Origin of the sequence: Streptomyces sp. NPDC059718, from assembly GCF_042733315.1 — a bacterium.
In the GTDB taxonomy this organism is placed as follows: domain Bacteria; phylum Actinomycetota; class Actinomycetes; order Streptomycetales; family Streptomycetaceae; genus Actinacidiphila.
Genome location: NZ_JBHWGA010000061.1, coordinates 3934 through 23514 on the forward strand (window position 1 = coordinate 3934; position 19581 = coordinate 23514).

Sequence of the window (19581 nt, forward strand, 5' to 3'; positions counted from 1 at the left end):
CCGCGGCGGGCCCCGCGCCCCCGGCGCCGGGGGCGTGGGGGGGTTGGCGCCCGCGGCGTTGTATGACGGTCACGGGGGCTCGGCGACGGGCCTACGAGACGGCGGCCCCGCGGCAGCCCGCCGCGCGGCACTTTCGTGTGCCCGCCCGGCGGTCGCCCTCACGCCGGCCGAGCCGTTGCGTGGCCCGTCGCGCCGGGCCGGGGTGTCCGTCGAGTCATCACCGGGGCCGCCGACCGGAGCTCCCCGCGCGCGCAGCGCGAGTTCCCCGCCCGGGGGAGTTCCCCGCCCGCCGAGGGTTGCCGAGCTCCCCGCCCCGCCGGGAGTTCCCCGCCGGACGGCCGACCGCGCCGCATCGACGCGCCGCCCCGGAAGCGAGGCGGACCCGGGCAGCACGAAGGGGCGGACGCGAGTTCCCAGCGTCCGCCCCTTTTGGCGTGTGGCGGTCCGACGGTTGTCCGCCGAAGCGGACCGCTTTCGCGGCTGGCCCAACCGTCGGACCTTCCCAAACCACAACCCAGCGAGGAGGCCGAAACCGGTCCCGCGTGAGCTGCGATGTACGCCCAGCATAGCGAACCGCCCGGCAAGGTCTGTTCTCCCGCGCACCCCCGCCATCTGTACTAACAGTGCTAGAATTAGTCACGTCGGAACGGGTTGGCCCCCGGACCGGCGCCCAGACCACAACCCAGCGAAAGGCAAGCAATGGACCAGCAGCAGCGAGACGAACTCGACCGCGCCACCCTGTCAGCCGCCCTTGATGCCGCCATGACCCCGGTTGTCGAGCAAATCCGCCAGATGGCCAAGGAACAGGGTCGGGACCCGGAAACCGTGCTCGCGTCCCTCCCCGATGGGATCTTCGCCCCCCTGGCGTTCGGCTACCTCTGCGGTCAGCTCAGCGGGCAGAGCGGCGAGGACCGCCGACGTACCGCCGCCCGCATGACGGCCCGCGCGCTCCGTCACGACGGCCACGCGGACCTGATTCCGCTGGCCATGACGTTGGGCCGCTACGGCGACTAGCCGCCGCGCCGGGCGGGCGCCGCACCCACGGCCCCGCCCGGCCCCGTACCCGCCCACCACCCCGAGGGGATCCGTCATGCCGCTTTCCGTCCGCCGCCCGTCCCAGCTGGTAATCCGACTGTCGGTCACCGGCCGCGAAGGCACCCGCCATCAGTCCTGGTCGATGCCCGCCGCCCCGTTCGGCACGCCTGCATGGCAGCTGCCGACGCTCGCCGCATACCTGGTCAGGCTGCACCGCGCGAACGCTGCGCCGTCCCTTGAGCAGTTCGCCGCGCTGCTCAGCGAGCGGACCGCGAGCCCCATCCCGGCCACGCAGCACGCGTACGGCTACGACCCGTTGCACGACCCGCGCGTGTCCTGCCTGCTGGACTTCCACGCCGAGGCCGCCCAGCGCAACGAGACGTGGCCGCGCTGCTCCCTGGTCGTGCTGGAGCAGGAGACCGGCCGATGCGCCCCGTGGGACCGCATCACCCGCCACCGGGGCGCGCACGCCGTCATCACGGCCACGCACCGCGAGATCACGGCCGAGCACGAGCACTGGGCGGACATTGCCCGCACCCGCCCGAGCCAGCAGGCCGCCGACGTCTGCGAAATGGCCGCGCGACTTGCCGACTGGACACGGCGCGCGCACCGGACCGTCAAGGCCGAGCAGGAGCTCATGCGCGCCGGACAGGCCCGCCCCGCCAGCTGACCACCGACCCGACCCCGGCACCACCGAACGCGGGCCGCACCGACCGGTGCGGCCCGCCGAGGTCAAGGAGGACCCCCATGCCCGTTTTCCTGGAACCGCCCGCCCCACAGCCCGGCGGACCCGACGGCCGCGGCTGGAACCGGCTATCTCTCAACGCCCACATGGCGAGCCCGAGCCCGCAGTGCGCACTGCGGCCGCGCACCTTGCCCACCCTGTGGGAGTCGCAGGACACCCGCCGCGCCCGCTGGGGAAACTTCGGGCCATGCGTGAAAGGCCGCCGCGCGTGCGACGACGCATGCCCGGTGTGGGCGGCGCTCCGGCAGCCGGCCGAGCGCATGCCGTTCCACGCCGCGCGCGTGCTGGTGCGCATGGTCACCGAGCAGGACCCCGACCCGGCGGCCGCGTTCAACGCCACCGTACGGACACAGCTGTACGTCACCGACCGGCCCGAGTCCCCCGCCTGGCGCACCACCGCCCCGGAATGGAGCTTCGAGAGCATCACGCGCGTACGTGGCTGGGAAATCGGGCGGCGCCACGTCGACGAGCACGGCGAGGGTTTCTGGCTGCACCGCACGCCGGCCGAGCCCGCCGCCCACGCCCAGGTGGGCACCCGCGCCTATCGGAGCATGACCCGGCACGTGGTCACGATCCCCGGCGGCCGCGCGGTGCTGCTCACCTGCACCGGTGAGTGCCGCCACGACGAGGTGATGTTGAACGCCGTCAGTCAGGCCACGCCCGACCGCACCGACGACGGCCGCGTCCCGTTCTCCCTTTGGGATCCGGTGATCCTGCCCGAGGTCACCGACGGCCGACACCTGGGAATCGCTCACGGGCACAGCAACGTCACGCTCACGCTCGCCCCCGCCCGGAACCACGCCGCGCCGTACGTACAGGCGATCCTGTCGGGTTCCGCATGGACCCGCGAGCGGATCACCGAGGCCGCATCCGCGCTGGTCAGACACACCACGGCGTGAAAATCACCACCCGGACACACGGCAAAAAGTGCTAGTATTTGTCATGTCGGAAGGGGTTGGCCCCCCGGACGGCACCCAGACCACACCCACGGCGAAGGAGCCACCATGTCCAGCGACCGCACCGGCCGCATCCTGGCCCAGATCGACGGCGCCTTGAGCGTGAGCGCCGACGCGATGCGGGCCGCCCCCGTCCCCGAAGGGGCCGTGTCCCCCTCCGACACCGGCCCGGCCGAGCCGTTCGACGGCGAGGATAGCGGCGAGCCCGACGTCGTCATCTTCGTCGTCATCGACCCCCGTACCCGCGCGGACATGCTCGCGGACGGCGACCTGGTCGCGGTCCCCGAAGACCTCGCCCGCGAAGCCCGGTTCCCGGACCCCGTCGCACTCACCCGCGCCGCGTGGGACGACTGCGTCCGCTGGAGTGACGCCGACACCGACCGGCAGACCCCGCAGCAGGAGACCGCCCGGCTGAGGGACGTACTGATCACGGCCCGGTACGGCATCCGGCAGGCACGCCATGACCGCACCCGCGTCCCGTTCGAGATGAGCCGCGTCCCGCGCGACGGCAGGGCGCGCGAGGCCGAGCAGGTCACCTTGTCCGTGGGCATCGGGCTCGGCGACAACGCCGAGCCCGTGATCACCATCCGCCAGCCCCACGAGGACTGACGCCCTCCCCGGGTGCGGGGGCCGCGGCCCCCACCCGGCCCCGCACCCCCACGACAACGACTGTGGAATGCCGCCCCCCCGGGGTCCGGTGCCGCGCTCCCCTCGCGGCACCGGACCCCGACGTCCACGTCGTCTGACACCCGGCCGGCCGCCACTCACCGCCCCGCCCCGGCGCCCGCACCTCGCGGGCCCCGGCGGGTGCGCGTGCCAACTCACCGACTCCGCCGAAGGACTCACCATGCCCGACGCCACCTCCCCCCAGCCCTCCCCGCCCGCACCTGTCGTCGCTCCGCGCGTGCCGCTGCCTGGCACGCAGGTAAGGCGCTGCGAGCCGTTCCCGTGGGTTCAGGGTCCGTACGTCGTCGTCGACAACCTGCTGTTCCACCTCCGCTACGAGCAGACCGTCGTCGGCGACGGATACCCCGCCCGGAAGGTCGGCTACAGGACCGAGGCCACCGGCAAGGACGTGCGCAACTGGCTGCGCGGCAGCATGCGCTTCTGGCTGTCCAGTGAGGCCAGCGTCACCGATGACGGAACGATCTACTACCGACAGACCAGGAACCACGCGGCAGTACGCCTCATCCCCGACCCCGCATCGGACCTGCTGGTCACCGTCCCCGACCAGCAGCTCACCGCCGACGCCTACCGCGTCACCGGCAACGACCGGCCCCCACAGCTGTGGACCCCGGCCACACTGCGCGCCGTCATCGCGTACGTCACCGCTCCCGGCGTCGTCGACTGGCCGGACGGCTGGGCCCACATCGCGCGCGACGGAACCGTCACGTTCGCCCGCGGCGGGGACCCGTGGAGCACACCCCCGCGGTACACCGCCGAGCCCACGGACGCACCCGCCGGCTGGGGACCGCAGTGCGCCACGTGCCGCCGCCACCTCAGCGAACACGACCCCGACCGCGGGGCGTTCGGCACCCCGTGCGACGAGTTCCGCACCGAGCCGCAGCCCCAGTAGCCACACCCCCGGCAGCTGCTCACCGGCCGTCACTCACCGCCCCGTCCCGGGGCCCCAACGCGCGGGCCCCGGGGCTCCCCGGCCACCTCACCGCCCCGACAGGAGAACTCCCGATGTCCGACACGCACGCCCCCGCCCCCAGCACCGACGAGCCCGCGCCAACCGTGGCCCCGCGCGTTCCACTCCCCGGCATCCCGATCCGTGCATGGGACCCCCTCCCCTGGTATGGAGGCCCGGCTTTCCCCGGCATCAATGACGTCCTGTTCCACGTCCGCTACCGGCAAGCCGTCATCGGCGCCGGGCACCCCGTGCGTCAGCGGGTCGGCTACCTCCCCGAGGTCGCTGGCAAGGACGTACGCACTTGGCTCCGCGGGGCTCTGCGGTCCGAGGGATGGAGCGAAGCCGCCATCACCGAGGACGGAACACTCCACTACCGGAAGACCAAGAACCACGCCGCACTGCGATTCACCCCCGACCCCTCATCGGACCGGCTGCTCACCGCCCCCGGTCGGCAGGTCACCGCCGATGCCTACCGCGTCACCGGCAACGACCGGCCCCCGCGTCTGTGGACCCCGGGCACCCTGCGCGCCGCCGTCACCTACGCCACGGCCCCCGGAGCGGTCGACTGGCCGGACGGTTGGGCCCACATCACCGACGGCGGAACCGTCACGTTCGCCGGCCGAGGGTTCCCCTGGAGTGGCTCCCCGGAGTACACCGCCGAGCCCGCGCACGCCCCCGCCGACTGGGGACCGAAGTGCGGCACGTGCCGCCGCCACGCCAGCGAGCACCCCGAGCACGGCACGTGGGGTACCCGGTGCGACACCTTCCGCGCCAAGGCCCAGGCCACGTAGCCACGCGGCCGGCCGCATCCCGCGGGCCCGGGGCAACTGGCCTGCCCCGGGCCGCCCATCCCAGCCCACCCACCACACCGAGGAGTCCCCATGCTCGAAAGCACGCCCGACCTCGCCGGCCTCGCCGCCCAGGTCGCCGCCCTGTTGGGCGGCGGATGGACCGCCCGCCCCCACAGGAAGTGGAGCGGCATGCAGCAGCTCAGCCACCGCGACGGCCGCACCGTGATGCTGTACCGCAGTTCGCAGGGTTCCCGGGAACGCCTGTACGCGTGCGGCGAGTTGCCCGACGCTCCCAGGGACCTCACGGTGGACACCACCCGCATCGACGCCGGCGAGATCAGCATGGCGCCGGACAAGACCGCCGCCCGGGTCGCCGCCGACATCACCCGCCGCCTGCTGCCCGCCGTCACCGAGGCGCACCAGGTCTGGCACGCCAAGGTCGCCCGGCTACGCGCCCACGAGGACCGGCGCCGGACGGTCGCCGAGCGGCTCGGTGCCGGCCCCGGGATGTCTCAGCCCCGGCCCGCCGCGCACCAGCACAGTGACACCTGGCACCTGCGCTGAAGCGGTGCCACGCGCGGGGCGGACGGCCGAGGCGCGGCGTACGCGATCACGCCGCAGGCGCGCGTGACGGTCGGCGCCAACGACAACGGCGAGCGTGTGCGGATCGAGCTGTCCGATCTGTCCGCGCACCAGGCCGAACGCGTCCTGCTGGCACTTCAGGACGTGTCTCCGGCGGCTCCCGGGGACGTCCTGAACTGACGCGGCCCCCCGTTGGCCTCGCCCCCTGAAGGCCGGGGGGCGGGGCCTCAGCCATGCCCGCCGACAGCCGATCACCTCACCCGAGACGGCATAACTAGTGCTAGAATTTGTCACGTCGGAAGGGGTTGGCCCCCCGCCCCGACAGCCCAAGCCGCAACGCCTACCGGGAGGACCTGTGACCACTAGCCCCACACCCGCCGACGGACCCGCCATCGCACCGGAGGCCGAGCAGCTGCCGATGCTGCTGGTCGACGTCGACGGCGTCCTGAACCCCCTAGGGCTGCCAACGCACCGCCCGGGATTCGTCAGCTACGCGATGAAGCCGGACGTGTGGATGGTGCAGCACCCCGGCAAGGACGAGGACGACGTCCCCGACCTCGACGTGTGGTTGAACCCCGCGCACGGCCCGGCCCTGATGGCGCTGCCTTTTCAGCTGATCTGGGCGACCACGTGGGAGGGCGAGGCCAACGACTGGATCGGGTGGCGTATCGGCCTGCCGAGGGACGTCGACCTGCCGTTCATCGCGTTCGGCAGTCAGGACCAGCCGCCCCGGCCCGACGGTACGTACATCAAGACGTGGCCGATCGTGGAGTACGCCGCCGGCCGCCCGTTCGCGTGGATCGACGACCAGATCGGCGAGGCCGATCACGAGTACGTCGCCGAGCACCACGGCGGCCCCGCACTGCTGCACGAGATCGACCCGGACACCGGTCTGACCGATGCCGACTTCCGCGCGCTGGCCGAATGGGCGGAGTCCCTGACCCGCGCCTGACAGCTCACCGCCGACGCACGACAGATGGCGCCCGCCCCGACCCGGGGGCGGGCGCCGTCTGCTGTCCACTCACCGCCGCTGGATTGGCCTCCGGACGGCACTCCAGACCACACCCAGGAAGCAGGAGGGATCAGCCATGCCCCGAACCAGGCGCAAGGACGCCACACCCGAGGAGCGCGCCAAGTGGGCCGCCAACCGCGCTCAGCACGTCGCCGACCTGAAATCCGAGTTCGACGACGCGGTCTCACAGCTGGTCACCAGCGAGGGATGGGCCGCGGTGCTGGAGTCCGTCGCTCGTTTCCGGCACCGCAGTTTCCGGAACATGATCCTGATCCTGCGGAAGTGCCCGCACGCTACCCACGTCGAGGGCTACACCCAGTGGCAGAGGCAGGGCCGCCAGGTCCGCCGCGGTGAAGACCCGATCTACATCCTCGCACCGATGCCCATCCGCGCGAAGGACGCCGAGGGCGACGACGCCGGCGAACCCGAATCGGACGGGAAGAGGGCGCGACCGCGAACGTTCTTCAAACCGGTGCGCGTATACGACATCTCCCAGACCGACCGCATCGATGGACAGCCCGACCCCGAGCCCGTCAATGCGGCCCCGCGACTCACCGGTGAGGTCCCCCCGGGGATGTGGGCAAGCCTGGCCGACTACGTCGCCGCCCAGGGATACACCGTCGAGCGAGGGGACACCGCCCCCGCGAACGGCTGGACACGCCCCGAAGGACGCATCGTGCGGGTCAGCGACACCCTGCCCGACGCCCACGCCGCCAAGACTCTTTGCCACGAGGCGGCACACATCACGTGCGATCACGTGGCCGACATGGACGAGTACCGGCAGCACCGCGGCCGGATGGAGACCGAGGCCGAATCCGTCGCGTACGTCGTCTGCCGCGCGCTCGGCATGGACTCCGCCACGGTGTCGGTCCCGTACGTGGCCGGTTGGGCAGGGGACACCCCCGAAGCCGTTCGCGACACGATCAAGGCCACCGGACAGCAGGTGATGGCCGCCGCGCAAAAGATCCTGGACGCGGTCGCCCCGGACCGGGAACACGGGGCCGCCTAGCAGTCGCCCGCCGGTGCCCGGACCGACCGTGTCCGGGCATCGGCGGGCGCCGACGCGGATAGCCGACATGGACAACAGCGCAGGTCAGAACGACGTTTGCGATCAAATCCCTACCCCGAAGAAGTGTTTAGGTGATAGAATTAGTCATGTCGGAAGGGGTTGGCCCCCCGGACGGCACCCAGGCCACACCAGCGACCGGAAGGACCGCCATGCCTCGCAGCTCACGCACCGCTCCCACTCCCGCTCCTCAGTACGTCACCGCCCGCGTAGGCGACATGCACCACGTGCAGGACCGCATCAATGGCTACTCCCTCAGCCGCCACAGCACCCCGGCCGAGGCCGAGCGCGCGGCCGGTGACCTCAACGCCAGCCCGGCCGCCGCTCTGGCCGCCGTCACGCTGCTGGACGCCGGGCAGACCGGCCCGGCCGCCGACTTCCGGCGCACCCTGCGCCGCTTCGGGTACGCGTGGTCGCTGGAGCAGTGCGACGCGTTCGAGTTGTGCAGCCCGTACGCGCTCGCGGATTTGGTGTCGACGGGGCACGTGCGGATGGTGTGGAGCTCGCAGGGCGCGCCGTTCTACACCACGCCCGAGCGGTTCAGGCGGCTGCAGGTGATCTTCCACGCGGCCGAGGACGGGGACGTGTACCCCATGACTCCCGCCATGGCGCTCACCCGCCGACGGGTGCGGCTCGCGGCCATGTCGGACGCCGATCGCCGCAACCCGTGCGAGGACCACGGGATCGCGGGCGGAAGGTGCGCGCTCTGCAGGCCGCGCGAGGAGTGGGAGTGCGACTTCGCCGGTTGCTCCCGCAACGCCATCACCCGCGTGACGACGTTCGGCAGCTCCCGCCCGGCGTGCGCGCAGTGCGCCGAGTCGTTCGGCCGGATCCGCCCCCGCACCTGAGGACTTCACTTCGGGCCGGGGACGCACCGCGCGTCCCCGGCCCGACCGCAACGCCGGGACAGGTCGGCCCCTGCCCCGGCATCCCAGACCACACCCGAAGCGAACAAGGACGGCAGACATGCCCATTCCGATCATCTGCGGCACCTGCGACACCGGCCGCTACCGGCCCAGCGGAGCGCTCTACGTCTGCACCGCGTGCGGCCACGAGCTCAGCCGCAGCGACTTCGTCCTCGACCCCGGCGAACAGCTGGTCGAGCACGACGGCACGATGCACACCCGTGAGCGCGGCACCGAGGGCCCGGCCCGCTACACGATCACGCCCACGCACCGGATCCAGGCCGCTCACGTGTGCGCCACCCTCGCCCGGGCCGTCCTCCGTTTCCCCAGCCCGTTCTCCCGGGCTGACGAGGTGTACGCGGCCAACGAGCTCAAGCACGGTCACCGGCTCACGGACGAGGGTCCGTGGGAGCTCACCCTCACCGAGCTGCGCACGGTGCACATCGCGCTGCGCTGGCGGCACCCGAGCGGCCGCCCCATCGATCCCCGGCACCAGGCCATCGCCAACGCTGTCCGGGACGCCCACGAACAGGCGGCCGCTGACGCCACCCAGGCCCGGTAACCCGAAGCCCGCCGCTCCCGGGTGACCCGCACGCTGCGGGTCACCCGGCCCTGACATCTGCCCCGCCTCCCAGGCCGCCGCGCGCCGTCCCGCCCGCGCCGGCCGCCTTGCCATGCCCGAAACCCGCTCCACGCCGCCGAGAGGAAACAGCCATGCCCGAAAACTCCGCGCCCGCGCTACTCCGCCAGGGAAACAGCGACCTGAGGCGAGACCGAATCTGGACGTGGACCCTGCCCGCATGGGTGGTGAAATTGCCATCCGGCCGCCACATCAACGTCTGCCCCAGCGCCGACATCTGCGCAAAACTCTGCTACGCCCGGACCGGAACGTACCGGTACCGAAATGTGCGTGAAGCCCACATGCGTAATCTCCTGCTCACGCTGGAGGACCTTTCCGGGTTCGAGCAGATGATGACCGCCGAGCTCCGGCACCGCCGCTACGCCAAGGGCGCGACTGTCAGGCTTCACGACGCAGGGGACTTCTACAGCGCGGACTACCTGCGGTGTTGGCTGCGGATCATGCGCACCGCACCGCACGTTCGCTTCTACTGCTACACCAAAGAAGTCGCTCTCTTCCGTGAATTTGTGGAGCCCGACCCGCCGCCGAATTTCGGATGGTGCTTCAGCTTCGGAGGACGCCGCGACCACCTGATCGACGTCGACCACGACCGGCACGCAGATGTCTTCCCCGACGAGGATGCACTCACCGCCGCCGGGTATTTCTCACAAAGCGCGTCCGACTTGCTCGCCGTCACGGGACCGCCTCGCGTCGGCATCCCGGCGAACCGCATCCCCCATCTGGTCAAGATGCAAGGTCGGCAATCGTTCGGCGAGTTGCAACGCGACCGTGACGAATGGCGAGCCCGCCGTCGCCGGGCCCCCATTCCGGCAGCCGATTACAGCCCGCTCGCCCCCTCGCTTCGCGCCTGAATTCCGTCGACCTGCTCACCCCGACAGCGGCCCGCCTCGCCGGCGGGCCGCCCCGGCCCATGCACCGCACCCACGGAGGAACCACCATGCCCACGAGCCCCATTGCCGACCTCGCGGACCAGGTCGCCGCGCTGCTCGGCGACGACTGGACGACGTGCCCCGATCCGGCGTGGCGGGATGCCGTCCGGCTGGATTGCCCCGACGGCCGCAGTGTCGCGCTCATCCCGGCAGGCAGTCGCGTCATTGCCCGTGGCTTGCTGCCCGACTTCCGGCACCCCGACCGGCCCCGGGCCCCCGAGATCACGGCCGCCGCCGCGTCTGCCGAATTCGTCTTCGGGCACATCCGCCGCCGCCTGCTCCCCCGCTACGCGGCCGACCTTGCGACCTGCCGACGGCTGGCCGGCGAGGACCACGCGGAGCGTGCAGAGCGCGGACAGGTCGCCGAGAACATCGCACGCGCTCTCGGCGCCCCCGGCATCAGCGACGATCCGACCGCAGCCGTCCAGGTCACGCCCGAGGATCGGAACCGCCGCACCACAGTCCGGCGTACCGGCACAGCCACCACCCGAGCGACGTTCGAGCGGTGATCGACGCCGCCGGGGAGACCGTGAGCCTCTCCGTGCACGACCTCACTCCCGCACAGGCAGTCGCCGTCTGCGCCCTGATTCACCACATCCGCACGTGACGGCATTACTCGGCAAGGCAGTAGCACCCGCCTTGACCTGCGGAAATCGATCCGGTGTCACGCTCCGTAAGCGGTAGAATTAGTCATGTCGGAAGGGGTTGGCCCCCCGGACGGCAGCCCGAACCACTAACCCGCGACCCCAGGAGGAAACCTTGGTAACCCGCGCCATCGTCGCCCGCCCCACCGAGAACGGTGGATTCGCTGGCCGCCATGTCCACGTGGACGGCAGTCCCGACGCCGTCGTGCCGCTGGTGCACGGTTTCGTCCGCTACATCCATCGCGGCAACGTCGAGACCGCGACCCGCTTCCTGATCGACGACCACCCCTTCGGCTGGAAGAGGCTGCCCGCTCCCGACGGCAAGGGGAAGTGCTGGTGCCATGACGAGACCTGGCACGACATGGGCTTGCTCACCAACGACAACGCGCCCGCCGACATCCAGTACGTCTACGTCTTGCACCCGGACCGGCTCGCCGTGCTGGTCGACGGAGACAACGGCTGGGCGGAGACCTCCAGCAGCGCGTGGCCGCCCAGCCCATGGGTGCAGACCCGCGTGTGCATCGGCGAGACGCTCGGCCCCTACGACGCCAGGGTTGACCCCACGCACCGGTGGAACGGGTGGCTGAGCCCGTTCTTCACTCTCGACACCGCACGACAGCTGGCCGCCCGCACTCAGGAGTTGGCCGACGAATGCGGCCACGACAACGTCCCCCACGATCCACGTCATCGACGGCGGCACCGACAGCGAAGGCGAGCCGCGCGCGGTCGTCGTCCACATCCGGTGGCAGTTCCTCGAGGGGAACCCGTCGGCCGCCGTGGTCGTCGAGCCCGACACCCAGGGCCTGTACGGCATTGGCGGCTTCGAGTGGACCTGGCACTTCGCGTCCTGGTGGTGCTCCTGCGGGCAAGCCAACGACTGGCATGAGACGCATTGCGAGGGCTGCGGCAGCGAGCACGCCCCGGCCGACTCCGCTTCGGAGCAGAGCACTCAGCAGATCACGGCCCCCGCCGCCGACCCCTCCTGACCCCACACATCCCCAACGGCGCCCCGCCGTCCAGGCCACCCCCGGCCCGGACGGCGGGACGCCGCCTTTGGCATGCCCAAGGAGCCCCGATGAACCAGCTTGGCCTATTCGGTGACGACGACATCCCGGAGACCTTCACCGCCCGCCCTGCCACCGCCCGCCGCACGGCCGCCCGGCCGGCCGCGGCCCCACGCCCGGCCCTCGCGGCCGAAGGCGAGCCCGACGGCCTGTTCGCCGACCCCCGCCCCGATTTGCCCGCCGTGAAGACCCGCATCCCCGCCCGACGCACCGTCACTCCGGTACTGCTCGGCAACCCGCGCAGCGCCGGCATGCGCCTGGGCGAGGCGGTCGCCGAAGCCTGGCACGCCTCCAACCAGGGCGGATACCGCATGGACATCCCGGTCAGCATCGTCGCCGCCCTGGCCATGTTCCCGATCAAGGGCCACACCGAGGACGTCACCCGCATCATCAGCGGGTGCACGGACTTCGAGCTGCTGCAGGGCTACCGCGAGGTGTACACAAGCGTGTGGAGCTCCCGCCCCGACCTGGGAGCCGCCATGGCCCCGCTGATGGGCTGGCTGGTCGAGGACGGTGTAGAGGAGAAGGTCCATGCCGTCCGGCGGGTGACAGACACCGCGCTGCGGTACGGCGTGCTGCAGATGACGGGCGACCCCGATCCCGCCAACCGGTGCGACGTCGACCTGATGTCCTGGACCGTCACCTCGCTCCGATCGCACGGAGCCCGGCAAGGGCTGGGCGAGTACCACACCCCGCCGGAGGTCTGCGACGTCATGGCCCGCATGACCTGCGGCAACGAAATGCCGGAGAAGGGCTATTGGTTCAGCGATCCGGCCGGCGGAACCGGCGGGATGTTCCGCTCACTGGCTCAGCACCTGCGCGAACTCGGCTTGGACCCGGCCCAGTATGGATGGGCGCTCACGGACATCGACCCGCTCGCGGCCGCCGGGGCGGCCGTCAACGCTCACGTGTGGGGTCTCGGACCCAACGTGCTCATTTCCTGCGGCGATTCGCTGGCCGACCCCGAGTTGCCGCAGAAAGCCGCGCACGCACGGCAGAAGCTCATCGAGGAGCGGGACCAGGTTGTGGGTTACCTCGCGACGGTCGAGGCCGTCGGTCAGGCCATGGCGATGGTCGACAAGCTGATGGCCAACCAGGCGCAGGCTGACTGACGGGCGCCACGGCCCGCGGCCCCGGCCTCAGGGCACCGCGCGAGCGCGCGCGGTGCCCGTTCCGATGCGTGCCAGGGCGCGCATCATGGCTGCTGCCTGCGAAAACGAGACCAACGGACATCGTTTTTAGTGATAGAATTAGTTATGCCGAAAGGGGTTGGCCCCCCGGACGGCAGCCCGAACCACCAACCCACAAGTCCCCGGAGGACCCCGTGACCACGATCACCACCGCGGTCGGCACGCCCGACGAAGGCCACACCGTCACCCTCGGCCTCGAAGACGGCACGACCCGCACGATCACCGTCGTCGTGCCCGTCATCGAGCAGCGCACCGAGCCGCGCCCCGACCTGCTCGGCGGCCCGGTCACCGGCCTGTACGCCGAAGTGCACCACGTGCTCGACGACGGCGGGCACATCACCTTCTTCATGTCCCGGCTGGTCGGCGAGGAGGTGTGGGTGATCGACGCCAAGTTCGGTGCCAACAGCTTCCCCCACTTCAGCCACGGATTCGGCTCCCGCGTGACGATCCCGAGCGTCCTGCCGGACGAGGTCACCGACGTCCTGGACCTCCTCGCGGTAACGCGCAGCCTGGCCGTCGCGATCGGCCGCGACGTGCCGCTCGAACTCCCCAGCTGAGCAGCTGCGCCGGGGGCGGCCCACCCGCCCCCGGCACCGCACTGCCCTTCCCGCTCTTCCCGTCTCAGGTCGCCGCTGCCTGCCCACCGGCGGCCGCATCGAGAGGACTCACCGGCATGACCACGCCCAGCCCCAGCACGCCCGCCGACACCCCGGCCCAGCCGCCCCTGTACCTGCTGGTGCGCACCAACCCGGACGGCCGCATCGACAGCATCACGGTCACTGACGGCTTCGACCCTCGTGACCTCACCTACGACCAGACCGCCTGGCGTCTGCCGGACGCCGACGACGAGCAGCAGGAGTGCGGCATCGCAGGTGACGGCGCACTTCCGCCGGGTGCCGTGACGTCCGGCATGGCCGGGAACGAGGTCGCCCGGGCGTCAAGTCGCTACTGGGATTCCACTCAAGCCCAGCTCCCTCAGCTGCGGCGCATCGCGGGTCTGCTGATGAGCGGACCCGAGACCTATGACGCCCATGTCAGCCCGATCTCCCCTGGTCACGTTGGAGTGGTGGTGACCGATGCCATGTCGGAGACTCTCGCCGTCGCGCTGGACCCGGGGCGCGGCTGGGTCCTGCTGTGCCAGCTGCGGCACGACCCGCACGGCCACTGGGACGAGTACGCCGTGATCGCCCCGGCCGACGCCGTCCCGGAGCGGATCGCCGCAGAGTTCGTCCGGAACGTCGACGACTGGTGACCGGCGCCCGCAGGGGCGGGCCGCTGCTCGGTCACGCCCGCCCCTGCGGCTCGGCACCCCTCCATCACGGGAGGCACACCCATGGACATCGACGCCGACGAACCCCTGCGCCACGCGGACGAGGGGTCCGCCGAACAGCTGCTCGCCCTGGCCGAACAGCTCGGCATCGACCCCGTCGACCTCGACGAAGCCGTGCACGACGCCGCCAGCCGGTACGCGTCGGACGCCTGCAACAGCAGCGGCGCCGTAGACGACGACGAAGCCACTGACGCGCTGTACGACGCGGCGGGCCACTCCGCGGCCGCCATCAACAACACCGGGCTCAGCGCGCAAGTCCCCTACCTGGTGAAGCAGTACGGGGCCGCCAACACGGAGGGCTTCATCCGCGACGCCGCCCCGGCCGGGGCACGCCCGCGCTGACTACTCACCGCCCGGCCGGCCGTCACCACGGCGCCGGCCGGGCGCCTTCTTCCTCATCACCAGCCACTCACCGGAGACACCCATGCCCGCACCAAGTCGTGCCCGACCCGCCATCCTCGGACTGCGGATGCCGCCGGACACCTACACCGTCGCCCGCCGCCGCAAGCACGGAACCGCCGTCGCGGCGTTCGGCGACACCCTGTACCGGGCCGTCCCGGACGCCGTCGGCGGCTGCCACGTCACCCGGACCGGGCAGCCCGCCGACACCGACGACGCCGAGGTGCGTCTCCTCCTGGACTACCTCACCGGCCCCCGGAACGTGCTGCTCAGTGTCTGGGATCTACGGGCGGGCACCTCCAACGCCACCCCCGTCACCGAGCACGCCGTCACCGTCGCGAACGGCCCCTGGCCCCAGGACTTACCGGCGTGGAACACCTGGGCTCTCGGCTACGGCGCGACCTGGCTCACCGCGCACCATCCCTTCCCGGGCCTGTTCGCTGTCACCGCGCAGGACCTCGGAGCCCGCGAGGAGGGCGGTGTGCGCGGTCTGTGGAACCTCGCCAGTTGTCCCATCGACGTCCGCATCGACGCCCCCGGCACGAACGACCCGCGGCCGCTGCCTGCCTCGCGTCCCGCGTGTTCCGACCACGGTCCGATGCAGCTGCACCCCGCGCATCCCGATGCCACTCCGCACGCGGTCGGCAGCTGGTACGGCTGCCCGGCCCGCGACTGCTGGAGCGCGGCGCTGCTGCCCTCCCGGATCGCATGACCAGCGCTTCTCGCCCGATCCGTTCTGTCCGACCCCCATCCCGTGAGGTGAAAGCCATGTCTTCTCCGGCCCTCAGCGAGCGCGCCGCTCGAGCAGCTCTCGCGCACTTCTTCACACCTGAGAACATCGCCGGTGGCTTGGACGCCGAAGGTGCCGTCGGCTTGTGGCGCCGGTTGGTCACCGATGGTGGGATGCCCCGCCTGGCCGCCTATGACGCCGAAGAGGAGCTGTCGGCGGCCCAGTTGACTGCCCGCTTCGTCATCCCCGGCGATCCGGACTGGCCCGCCCTGCTGGACGGTTCCGAGGTGTCCGGGCCGTTGGGGGTGTGGCTGCGCGGTGACGGCGACCTCGCGGAGCTCTCCGAATGCGCTGTCGCGTTCACCGGCAACCACTACGCCACCGCGGCGAGCCTGAGCGCCGCCCGCGACATGGCCCGGGACGTGGCCCGGGCAGGGCGAACGGTGGTCGCCACCCTCGACTTCGGCATCGCCAACGCCGCCCACGCCGGCGCGCATCAGGTTCCGGCCCCGACGCTGGCCGTGCTGCCGTGCGGGCTGGACCAGTACCACCCGCGCGACCAGGACGTCCTGGCCCGCCGGGTGCTCGGGCACGGCGGGTTGCTGGTGAGCTCGTGCCGCCCCGGCCAGCCGGCCTGTGGGTATCACGTGGCGGGCGCCGCGCGGCTGACCGCAGCCCTGGCGAGGGCAGCGGTGATGTTCGAGTGCACCCGCGACTCGACGCCCCTGGACGTGGCCGCGGAAGCACACCGGCTGGGCCGGGTTCTGCTCGCAGTTCCGGCCAGCGTCGCCGTAGCGCCCGATGTCGACGCCCGGGGCCGCTGCGAGGGCAACAACCAGCTGTTGTCCCCGGTACGGGCCCGTCCCGTGCTGGACGCCTCCGGTGTGCTGACCGCGCTCAGCTGACCCCTGCTCCCGTGGGTGGTGCCTGGCCCGCGCCGGGCCAGGCACCAACGGATATGAGTCCGAAGCCAGCCGGCTCGGCCTGTTCACCCTCGCGAGAGCCGCGACCTTGCCTGCCCCACCCTCGCCCCTGATGGAGCCGTCATGCCCCTGAGCCTTGCCGAGTTCAAGCGCCGCGCCGCGCTGTGCCAGACCTTCGAAGTGGAGCATCACCGCTTCCCGGACCGGACCGGTCCCCGCACCGTCGACAGCATCTCCAGCACCCGCATCCGTGCCACACGGCCGGGCGCGGAGCGCGCGGAGACCAACACGGCCTGGCCGAAGGCGAGCCAGTGCCGGATCGACGGAAACCGCATCACCTTCCTGCACGAGACGGACGGGAGCGACTTCTTCACGTACGTCTTCCCGTTCGAGGTCTGACCACCTTGCGACCGAGCAGCACACCGCCGGGCCGGGACCTCGTGTCCCGGCCCGGATTTCATACCCGCCCTCGATGGAGGAGAGCCCCATGGCTGTTTCCGCACGCCTGCGCACCCGCCTGCACCGCATGGCTCGCTTCTGGCCCGCCGACCGCGCCGAACCCGGATCCCTGCCCGCGCTCCAAGTTGCCGGAGTCCTCGTGTTCGCCTACGTCGACAGCGACGGCCGAACCCTGCGGGTGAGCGTCGACCTGGACACCACGCACCCCGCTTTGGTCCGCAACGGCAAGATCCCGATGCACGTCACAGTCCAAGGAACCACCGTGTACCAAGCCTGACCAGGGGAAACACTGTTTTTCGTGGTAGAATTAGTTATGTCGAAAGGGGGTGGCCCCCCGGACGGCGACCCAGACCACACCGAGCATCCAACCGGAGGAGCACCATGCAAGCGCCCACCGTCGCGCCCGCTGAACTCACCGTCGAAACCGCCCGCCTGGCCGGTGCGCCCGGCAACCTTCTGGCCCTGGCCGAGACCGCAGCCCCGCGCGGCTGGAAGACGCAGATCCGCCACGGGGAGCGGTGGGAACTGACCGTCTCCGGCACCCTGGCCCACCAAGACGGAGCCGTCACCGGTGAGCTGATCATCGCCTGGCACGCCACAACCGGCAGCTACCTCCCCAAGCACACCCGGGCCACGCGAAACGGTGAGCCGTTCGAGGCCGCCCCCAGCTACAAGCGGGTACGCAACACCGTGCTCGGGGCCCGGCTGGTCGATGCTGCCGCTGAGGAGTCCGGCCTCACCGTGCACGGCTACACGGTCGATGAGTGGGGACAGACCGCGGGCGAGCACACCGACCGGGCATCCGGCGCGTACGAGCACGTCGCCAACGTCCTCGCCGACGCCGAGCGGCGCCGCGAGCCCTGGGCGCGGAAGACGACACCCCTGATCCGCGCGCACCTCCAGGTCATCAACCGCCTTGCGATCCGGGCTCACACCACCTCCGGAGATGCCTACGTCGAGCGGTACGCGGCGGACGAGGGCAGGGAACCGGACACCCGTCGGGCGTATGAGCTGGCCGGGCGTGCCCGGGCGCTGGCCGACCGGGCGGAGACCTTCGCGAAGGAGGTCGACCGCATGTTGCCCGACGCCGAGGCGGAGTTCGCCGCGATGCAGGCCGTGGTGGAAGCGGAGGAGATCATCCGCCGGGAGGACGCGGCAGGCGCCCACAGGTACGCGCGGATGTCGCCCCGGCAGTGGGCGCAGTCGGTGATGCGCACGCTCGGCGATGCGGACCAGGAGTTCGCCAGCTGGTACGGCGCCCGTGCCGGGTTGCGTGAGCCTTACGGCACCGCCTATGACCGGTGGCGGCTGGAAGACGGTGGGCCGACACGCGCCGAGACACTGGCGTCCCGCATCCTGCACACGCACACGATGCTCGCCCTGTTCGCCCTCGGGACGGCCGTTGTCCGCGAGCGGGGAGCGGACGACGACCACGGGCGGTCGCTGCTCGCCGCGTGCAAGGAGGGCACCGATCTGCTCGATCGAGGCAAGTGGCGGCAGGCCACCCGCCCCCAGATCCGCGTGCGCGAGGCACTGACCCTTTCCTGGCCCGCGCTGGACCGGGACATCGCCGACGCCTGGGCCGACCGGTGCCCGGTCGAGGCGGCCGAACTCCGCCGCTGCAAGGTCGCCCGTCACGGTCTGCGGGTCCGGCTGAACCGTCGGCACCACCAGCACGCGGCAGCCTCCCTCAGCTAGTAGCACTCGCGAGCGGAGGGGCAGCCCGATCAGCTGCCTCTCCGCTCCGTCTCTGTCTGCCCGGGCCGTCCGGCGATGCCGACGCGCCCGAGGCCACCCGAACCCAACTCGCCCTTTGGAGAACCGCATGTCCGTGCAGATCCACTTCGACCACGCCCAGGGCGGCCACGGCTGGACCCCGGCGCGCGTCATCATCGACGAGGGCCCCCGCCGTCTCGGCCCGTACGACGCCGAGATCAGCTACCACCGCTGGATGGGAAACGTGGTCATCCCGCGCTTCACCGCCGAGGTCGTCCAGCAGCCGGCCAAGGACACCGTCGGCTGGGAGTCCCGGGTGTTCTGGCACGACGGCTACGCCGAAGTCCGCGTCGAGGGCGGCGCGCCCGACAATCAGCCGTGGATCGAGCTGTGCCTGCCCGACGACGACGGCCGCTTCCAGATCGGCGGAAACTCGTGGGTGTGGCAGGCGTACGCCACCACCGAACCTGCCGAGGCCGGACGGCGCATCCACGCCCTGTTCCAGCAGCGGCCCCGCACCCTCGAGACGCTGGCCGAAGTCCCGGCGGTCCTCGCGGCCGCCGGGCTCGTCGTCGGCCGCCGGCATCCACACGGCGTCGACCGCGACGGCCTGCCACTCCCGGACCACTTCATGGACCCGGATGCCGCGGCCCGCCTGATCCACACGATCCACCACGGCCGCGAGGCCGACCAGGACGTCCTGGACCGCATCGCCGCGGTCGTCGACCGCACCGCCGTCGACACCGACAGCTAGCCCCAGCGGAGGGGGCGGCGTGCTGCCGCCCTCTCCGCCCGGCGGGCATCCGGCCCGCCCGCCTGCAAGGACCTG

The 19581-nt window shown here is 71.7% G+C and carries 25 protein-coding genes; all 25 read left to right on the forward strand.

Annotated features, from left to right (window positions below; genetic code table 11):
• The first annotated feature begins 699 nt into the window (after positions 1 to 699).
• The 25 genes from ACFV3E_RS40780 (at position 700) to ACFV3E_RS40900 (ending at position 19506) form a co-directional block, all read left to right on the forward strand.
• Complete coding sequence (locus ACFV3E_RS40780; RefSeq protein ID WP_500540709.1) at positions 700 to 1014, forward strand: hypothetical protein; 315 nt, start codon at positions 700 to 702, stop codon at positions 1012 to 1014.
• Positions 1015 to 1090: 76 nt separating this feature from the next.
• The gene (locus tag ACFV3E_RS40785; protein WP_500540711.1) at positions 1091 to 1705 is read left to right on the forward strand and encodes a hypothetical protein; all 615 of its coding nucleotides are present in this window, start codon (positions 1091 to 1093) and stop codon (positions 1703 to 1705) included.
• A 77-nt stretch (positions 1706 to 1782) separates the two neighbouring features.
• On the forward strand, positions 1783 to 2679 hold the full coding sequence (locus ACFV3E_RS40790) for a hypothetical protein (protein WP_500540713.1): 897 nt from the start codon (positions 1783 to 1785) through the stop codon (positions 2677 to 2679).
• Positions 2680 to 2784: 105 nt separating this feature from the next.
• Positions 2785 to 3345: a DUF6573 family protein gene (locus tag ACFV3E_RS40795; protein ID WP_500540715.1), complete on the forward strand. Its 561-nt coding sequence runs from the start codon at positions 2785 to 2787 to the stop codon at positions 3343 to 3345.
• A 238-nt stretch (positions 3346 to 3583) separates the two neighbouring features.
• On the forward strand, positions 3584 to 4312 hold the full coding sequence (locus ACFV3E_RS40800) for a hypothetical protein (protein ID WP_500540717.1): 729 nt from the start codon (positions 3584 to 3586) through the stop codon (positions 4310 to 4312).
• A 113-nt stretch (positions 4313 to 4425) separates the two neighbouring features.
• On the forward strand, positions 4426 to 5163 hold the full coding sequence (locus ACFV3E_RS40805) for a hypothetical protein (RefSeq protein WP_500540719.1): 738 nt from the start codon (positions 4426 to 4428) through the stop codon (positions 5161 to 5163).
• Between the two features lie 90 nt (positions 5164 to 5253).
• Positions 5254 to 5727, forward strand: coding sequence for a hypothetical protein (locus ACFV3E_RS40810; protein WP_500540721.1), 474 nt, complete (start codon positions 5254 to 5256; stop codon positions 5725 to 5727).
• A 63-nt stretch (positions 5728 to 5790) separates the two neighbouring features.
• Positions 5791 to 5925: a hypothetical protein gene (locus tag ACFV3E_RS40815; protein ID WP_500540723.1), complete on the forward strand. Its 135-nt coding sequence runs from the start codon at positions 5791 to 5793 to the stop codon at positions 5923 to 5925.
• A gap of 238 nt (positions 5926 to 6163) precedes the next feature.
• Complete coding sequence (locus ACFV3E_RS40820; protein ID WP_500540796.1) at positions 6164 to 6697, forward strand: HAD domain-containing protein; 534 nt, start codon at positions 6164 to 6166, stop codon at positions 6695 to 6697.
• 136 nt (positions 6698 to 6833) lie between these two features.
• Positions 6834 to 7766: an ArdC-like ssDNA-binding domain-containing protein gene (locus ACFV3E_RS40825; protein ID WP_500540725.1), complete on the forward strand. Its 933-nt coding sequence runs from the start codon at positions 6834 to 6836 to the stop codon at positions 7764 to 7766.
• Positions 7767 to 7975: 209 nt separating this feature from the next.
• Positions 7976 to 8671: a hypothetical protein gene (locus ACFV3E_RS40830; RefSeq protein ID WP_500540727.1), complete on the forward strand. Its 696-nt coding sequence runs from the start codon at positions 7976 to 7978 to the stop codon at positions 8669 to 8671.
• A gap of 118 nt (positions 8672 to 8789) precedes the next feature.
• Complete coding sequence (locus tag ACFV3E_RS40835; protein WP_500540729.1) at positions 8790 to 9290, forward strand: hypothetical protein; 501 nt, start codon at positions 8790 to 8792, stop codon at positions 9288 to 9290.
• A 152-nt stretch (positions 9291 to 9442) separates the two neighbouring features.
• Positions 9443 to 10219, forward strand: a complete 777-nt coding sequence (locus ACFV3E_RS40840; RefSeq protein ID WP_500540731.1) for a GP88 family protein — start codon at positions 9443 to 9445, stop codon at positions 10217 to 10219.
• A gap of 86 nt (positions 10220 to 10305) precedes the next feature.
• A complete protein-coding gene (locus tag ACFV3E_RS40845; RefSeq protein ID WP_500540733.1) occupies positions 10306 to 10806 on the forward strand; it encodes a hypothetical protein in 501 nt (166 codons plus the stop codon).
• A gap of 250 nt (positions 10807 to 11056) precedes the next feature.
• A complete protein-coding gene (locus tag ACFV3E_RS40850; RefSeq protein WP_500540735.1) occupies positions 11057 to 11827 on the forward strand; it encodes a hypothetical protein in 771 nt (256 codons plus the stop codon).
• A gap of 189 nt (positions 11828 to 12016) precedes the next feature.
• Positions 12017 to 13117, forward strand: a complete 1101-nt coding sequence (locus tag ACFV3E_RS40855; protein ID WP_500540737.1) for an N-6 DNA methylase — start codon at positions 12017 to 12019, stop codon at positions 13115 to 13117.
• 212 nt (positions 13118 to 13329) lie between these two features.
• Positions 13330 to 13752: a hypothetical protein gene (locus tag ACFV3E_RS40860; RefSeq protein WP_500540739.1), complete on the forward strand. Its 423-nt coding sequence runs from the start codon at positions 13330 to 13332 to the stop codon at positions 13750 to 13752.
• 116 nt (positions 13753 to 13868) lie between these two features.
• A complete protein-coding gene (locus ACFV3E_RS40865) occupies positions 13869 to 14447 on the forward strand; it encodes a hypothetical protein (protein ID WP_500540741.1) in 579 nt (192 codons plus the stop codon).
• 81 nt (positions 14448 to 14528) lie between these two features.
• Positions 14529 to 14867, forward strand: coding sequence for a hypothetical protein (locus tag ACFV3E_RS40870; RefSeq protein WP_500540743.1), 339 nt, complete (start codon positions 14529 to 14531; stop codon positions 14865 to 14867).
• 82 nt (positions 14868 to 14949) lie between these two features.
• On the forward strand, positions 14950 to 15636 hold the full coding sequence (locus ACFV3E_RS40875) for a hypothetical protein (RefSeq protein ID WP_500540745.1): 687 nt from the start codon (positions 14950 to 14952) through the stop codon (positions 15634 to 15636).
• A gap of 56 nt (positions 15637 to 15692) precedes the next feature.
• Positions 15693 to 16559, forward strand: coding sequence for a DNA-processing protein DprA (locus tag ACFV3E_RS40880; RefSeq protein WP_500540747.1), 867 nt, complete (start codon positions 15693 to 15695; stop codon positions 16557 to 16559).
• 141 nt (positions 16560 to 16700) lie between these two features.
• Positions 16701 to 16976, forward strand: a complete 276-nt coding sequence (locus tag ACFV3E_RS40885; protein WP_500540749.1) for a hypothetical protein — start codon at positions 16701 to 16703, stop codon at positions 16974 to 16976.
• An 88-nt stretch (positions 16977 to 17064) separates the two neighbouring features.
• A complete protein-coding gene (locus tag ACFV3E_RS40890; protein ID WP_500540751.1) occupies positions 17065 to 17313 on the forward strand; it encodes a hypothetical protein in 249 nt (82 codons plus the stop codon).
• Positions 17314 to 17417: 104 nt separating this feature from the next.
• On the forward strand, positions 17418 to 18734 hold the full coding sequence (locus ACFV3E_RS40895) for a hypothetical protein (protein WP_500540753.1): 1317 nt from the start codon (positions 17418 to 17420) through the stop codon (positions 18732 to 18734).
• 127 nt (positions 18735 to 18861) lie between these two features.
• A complete protein-coding gene (locus ACFV3E_RS40900) occupies positions 18862 to 19506 on the forward strand; it encodes a hypothetical protein (RefSeq protein WP_500540755.1) in 645 nt (214 codons plus the stop codon).
• Positions 19507 to 19581: the final 75 nt, after the last annotated feature.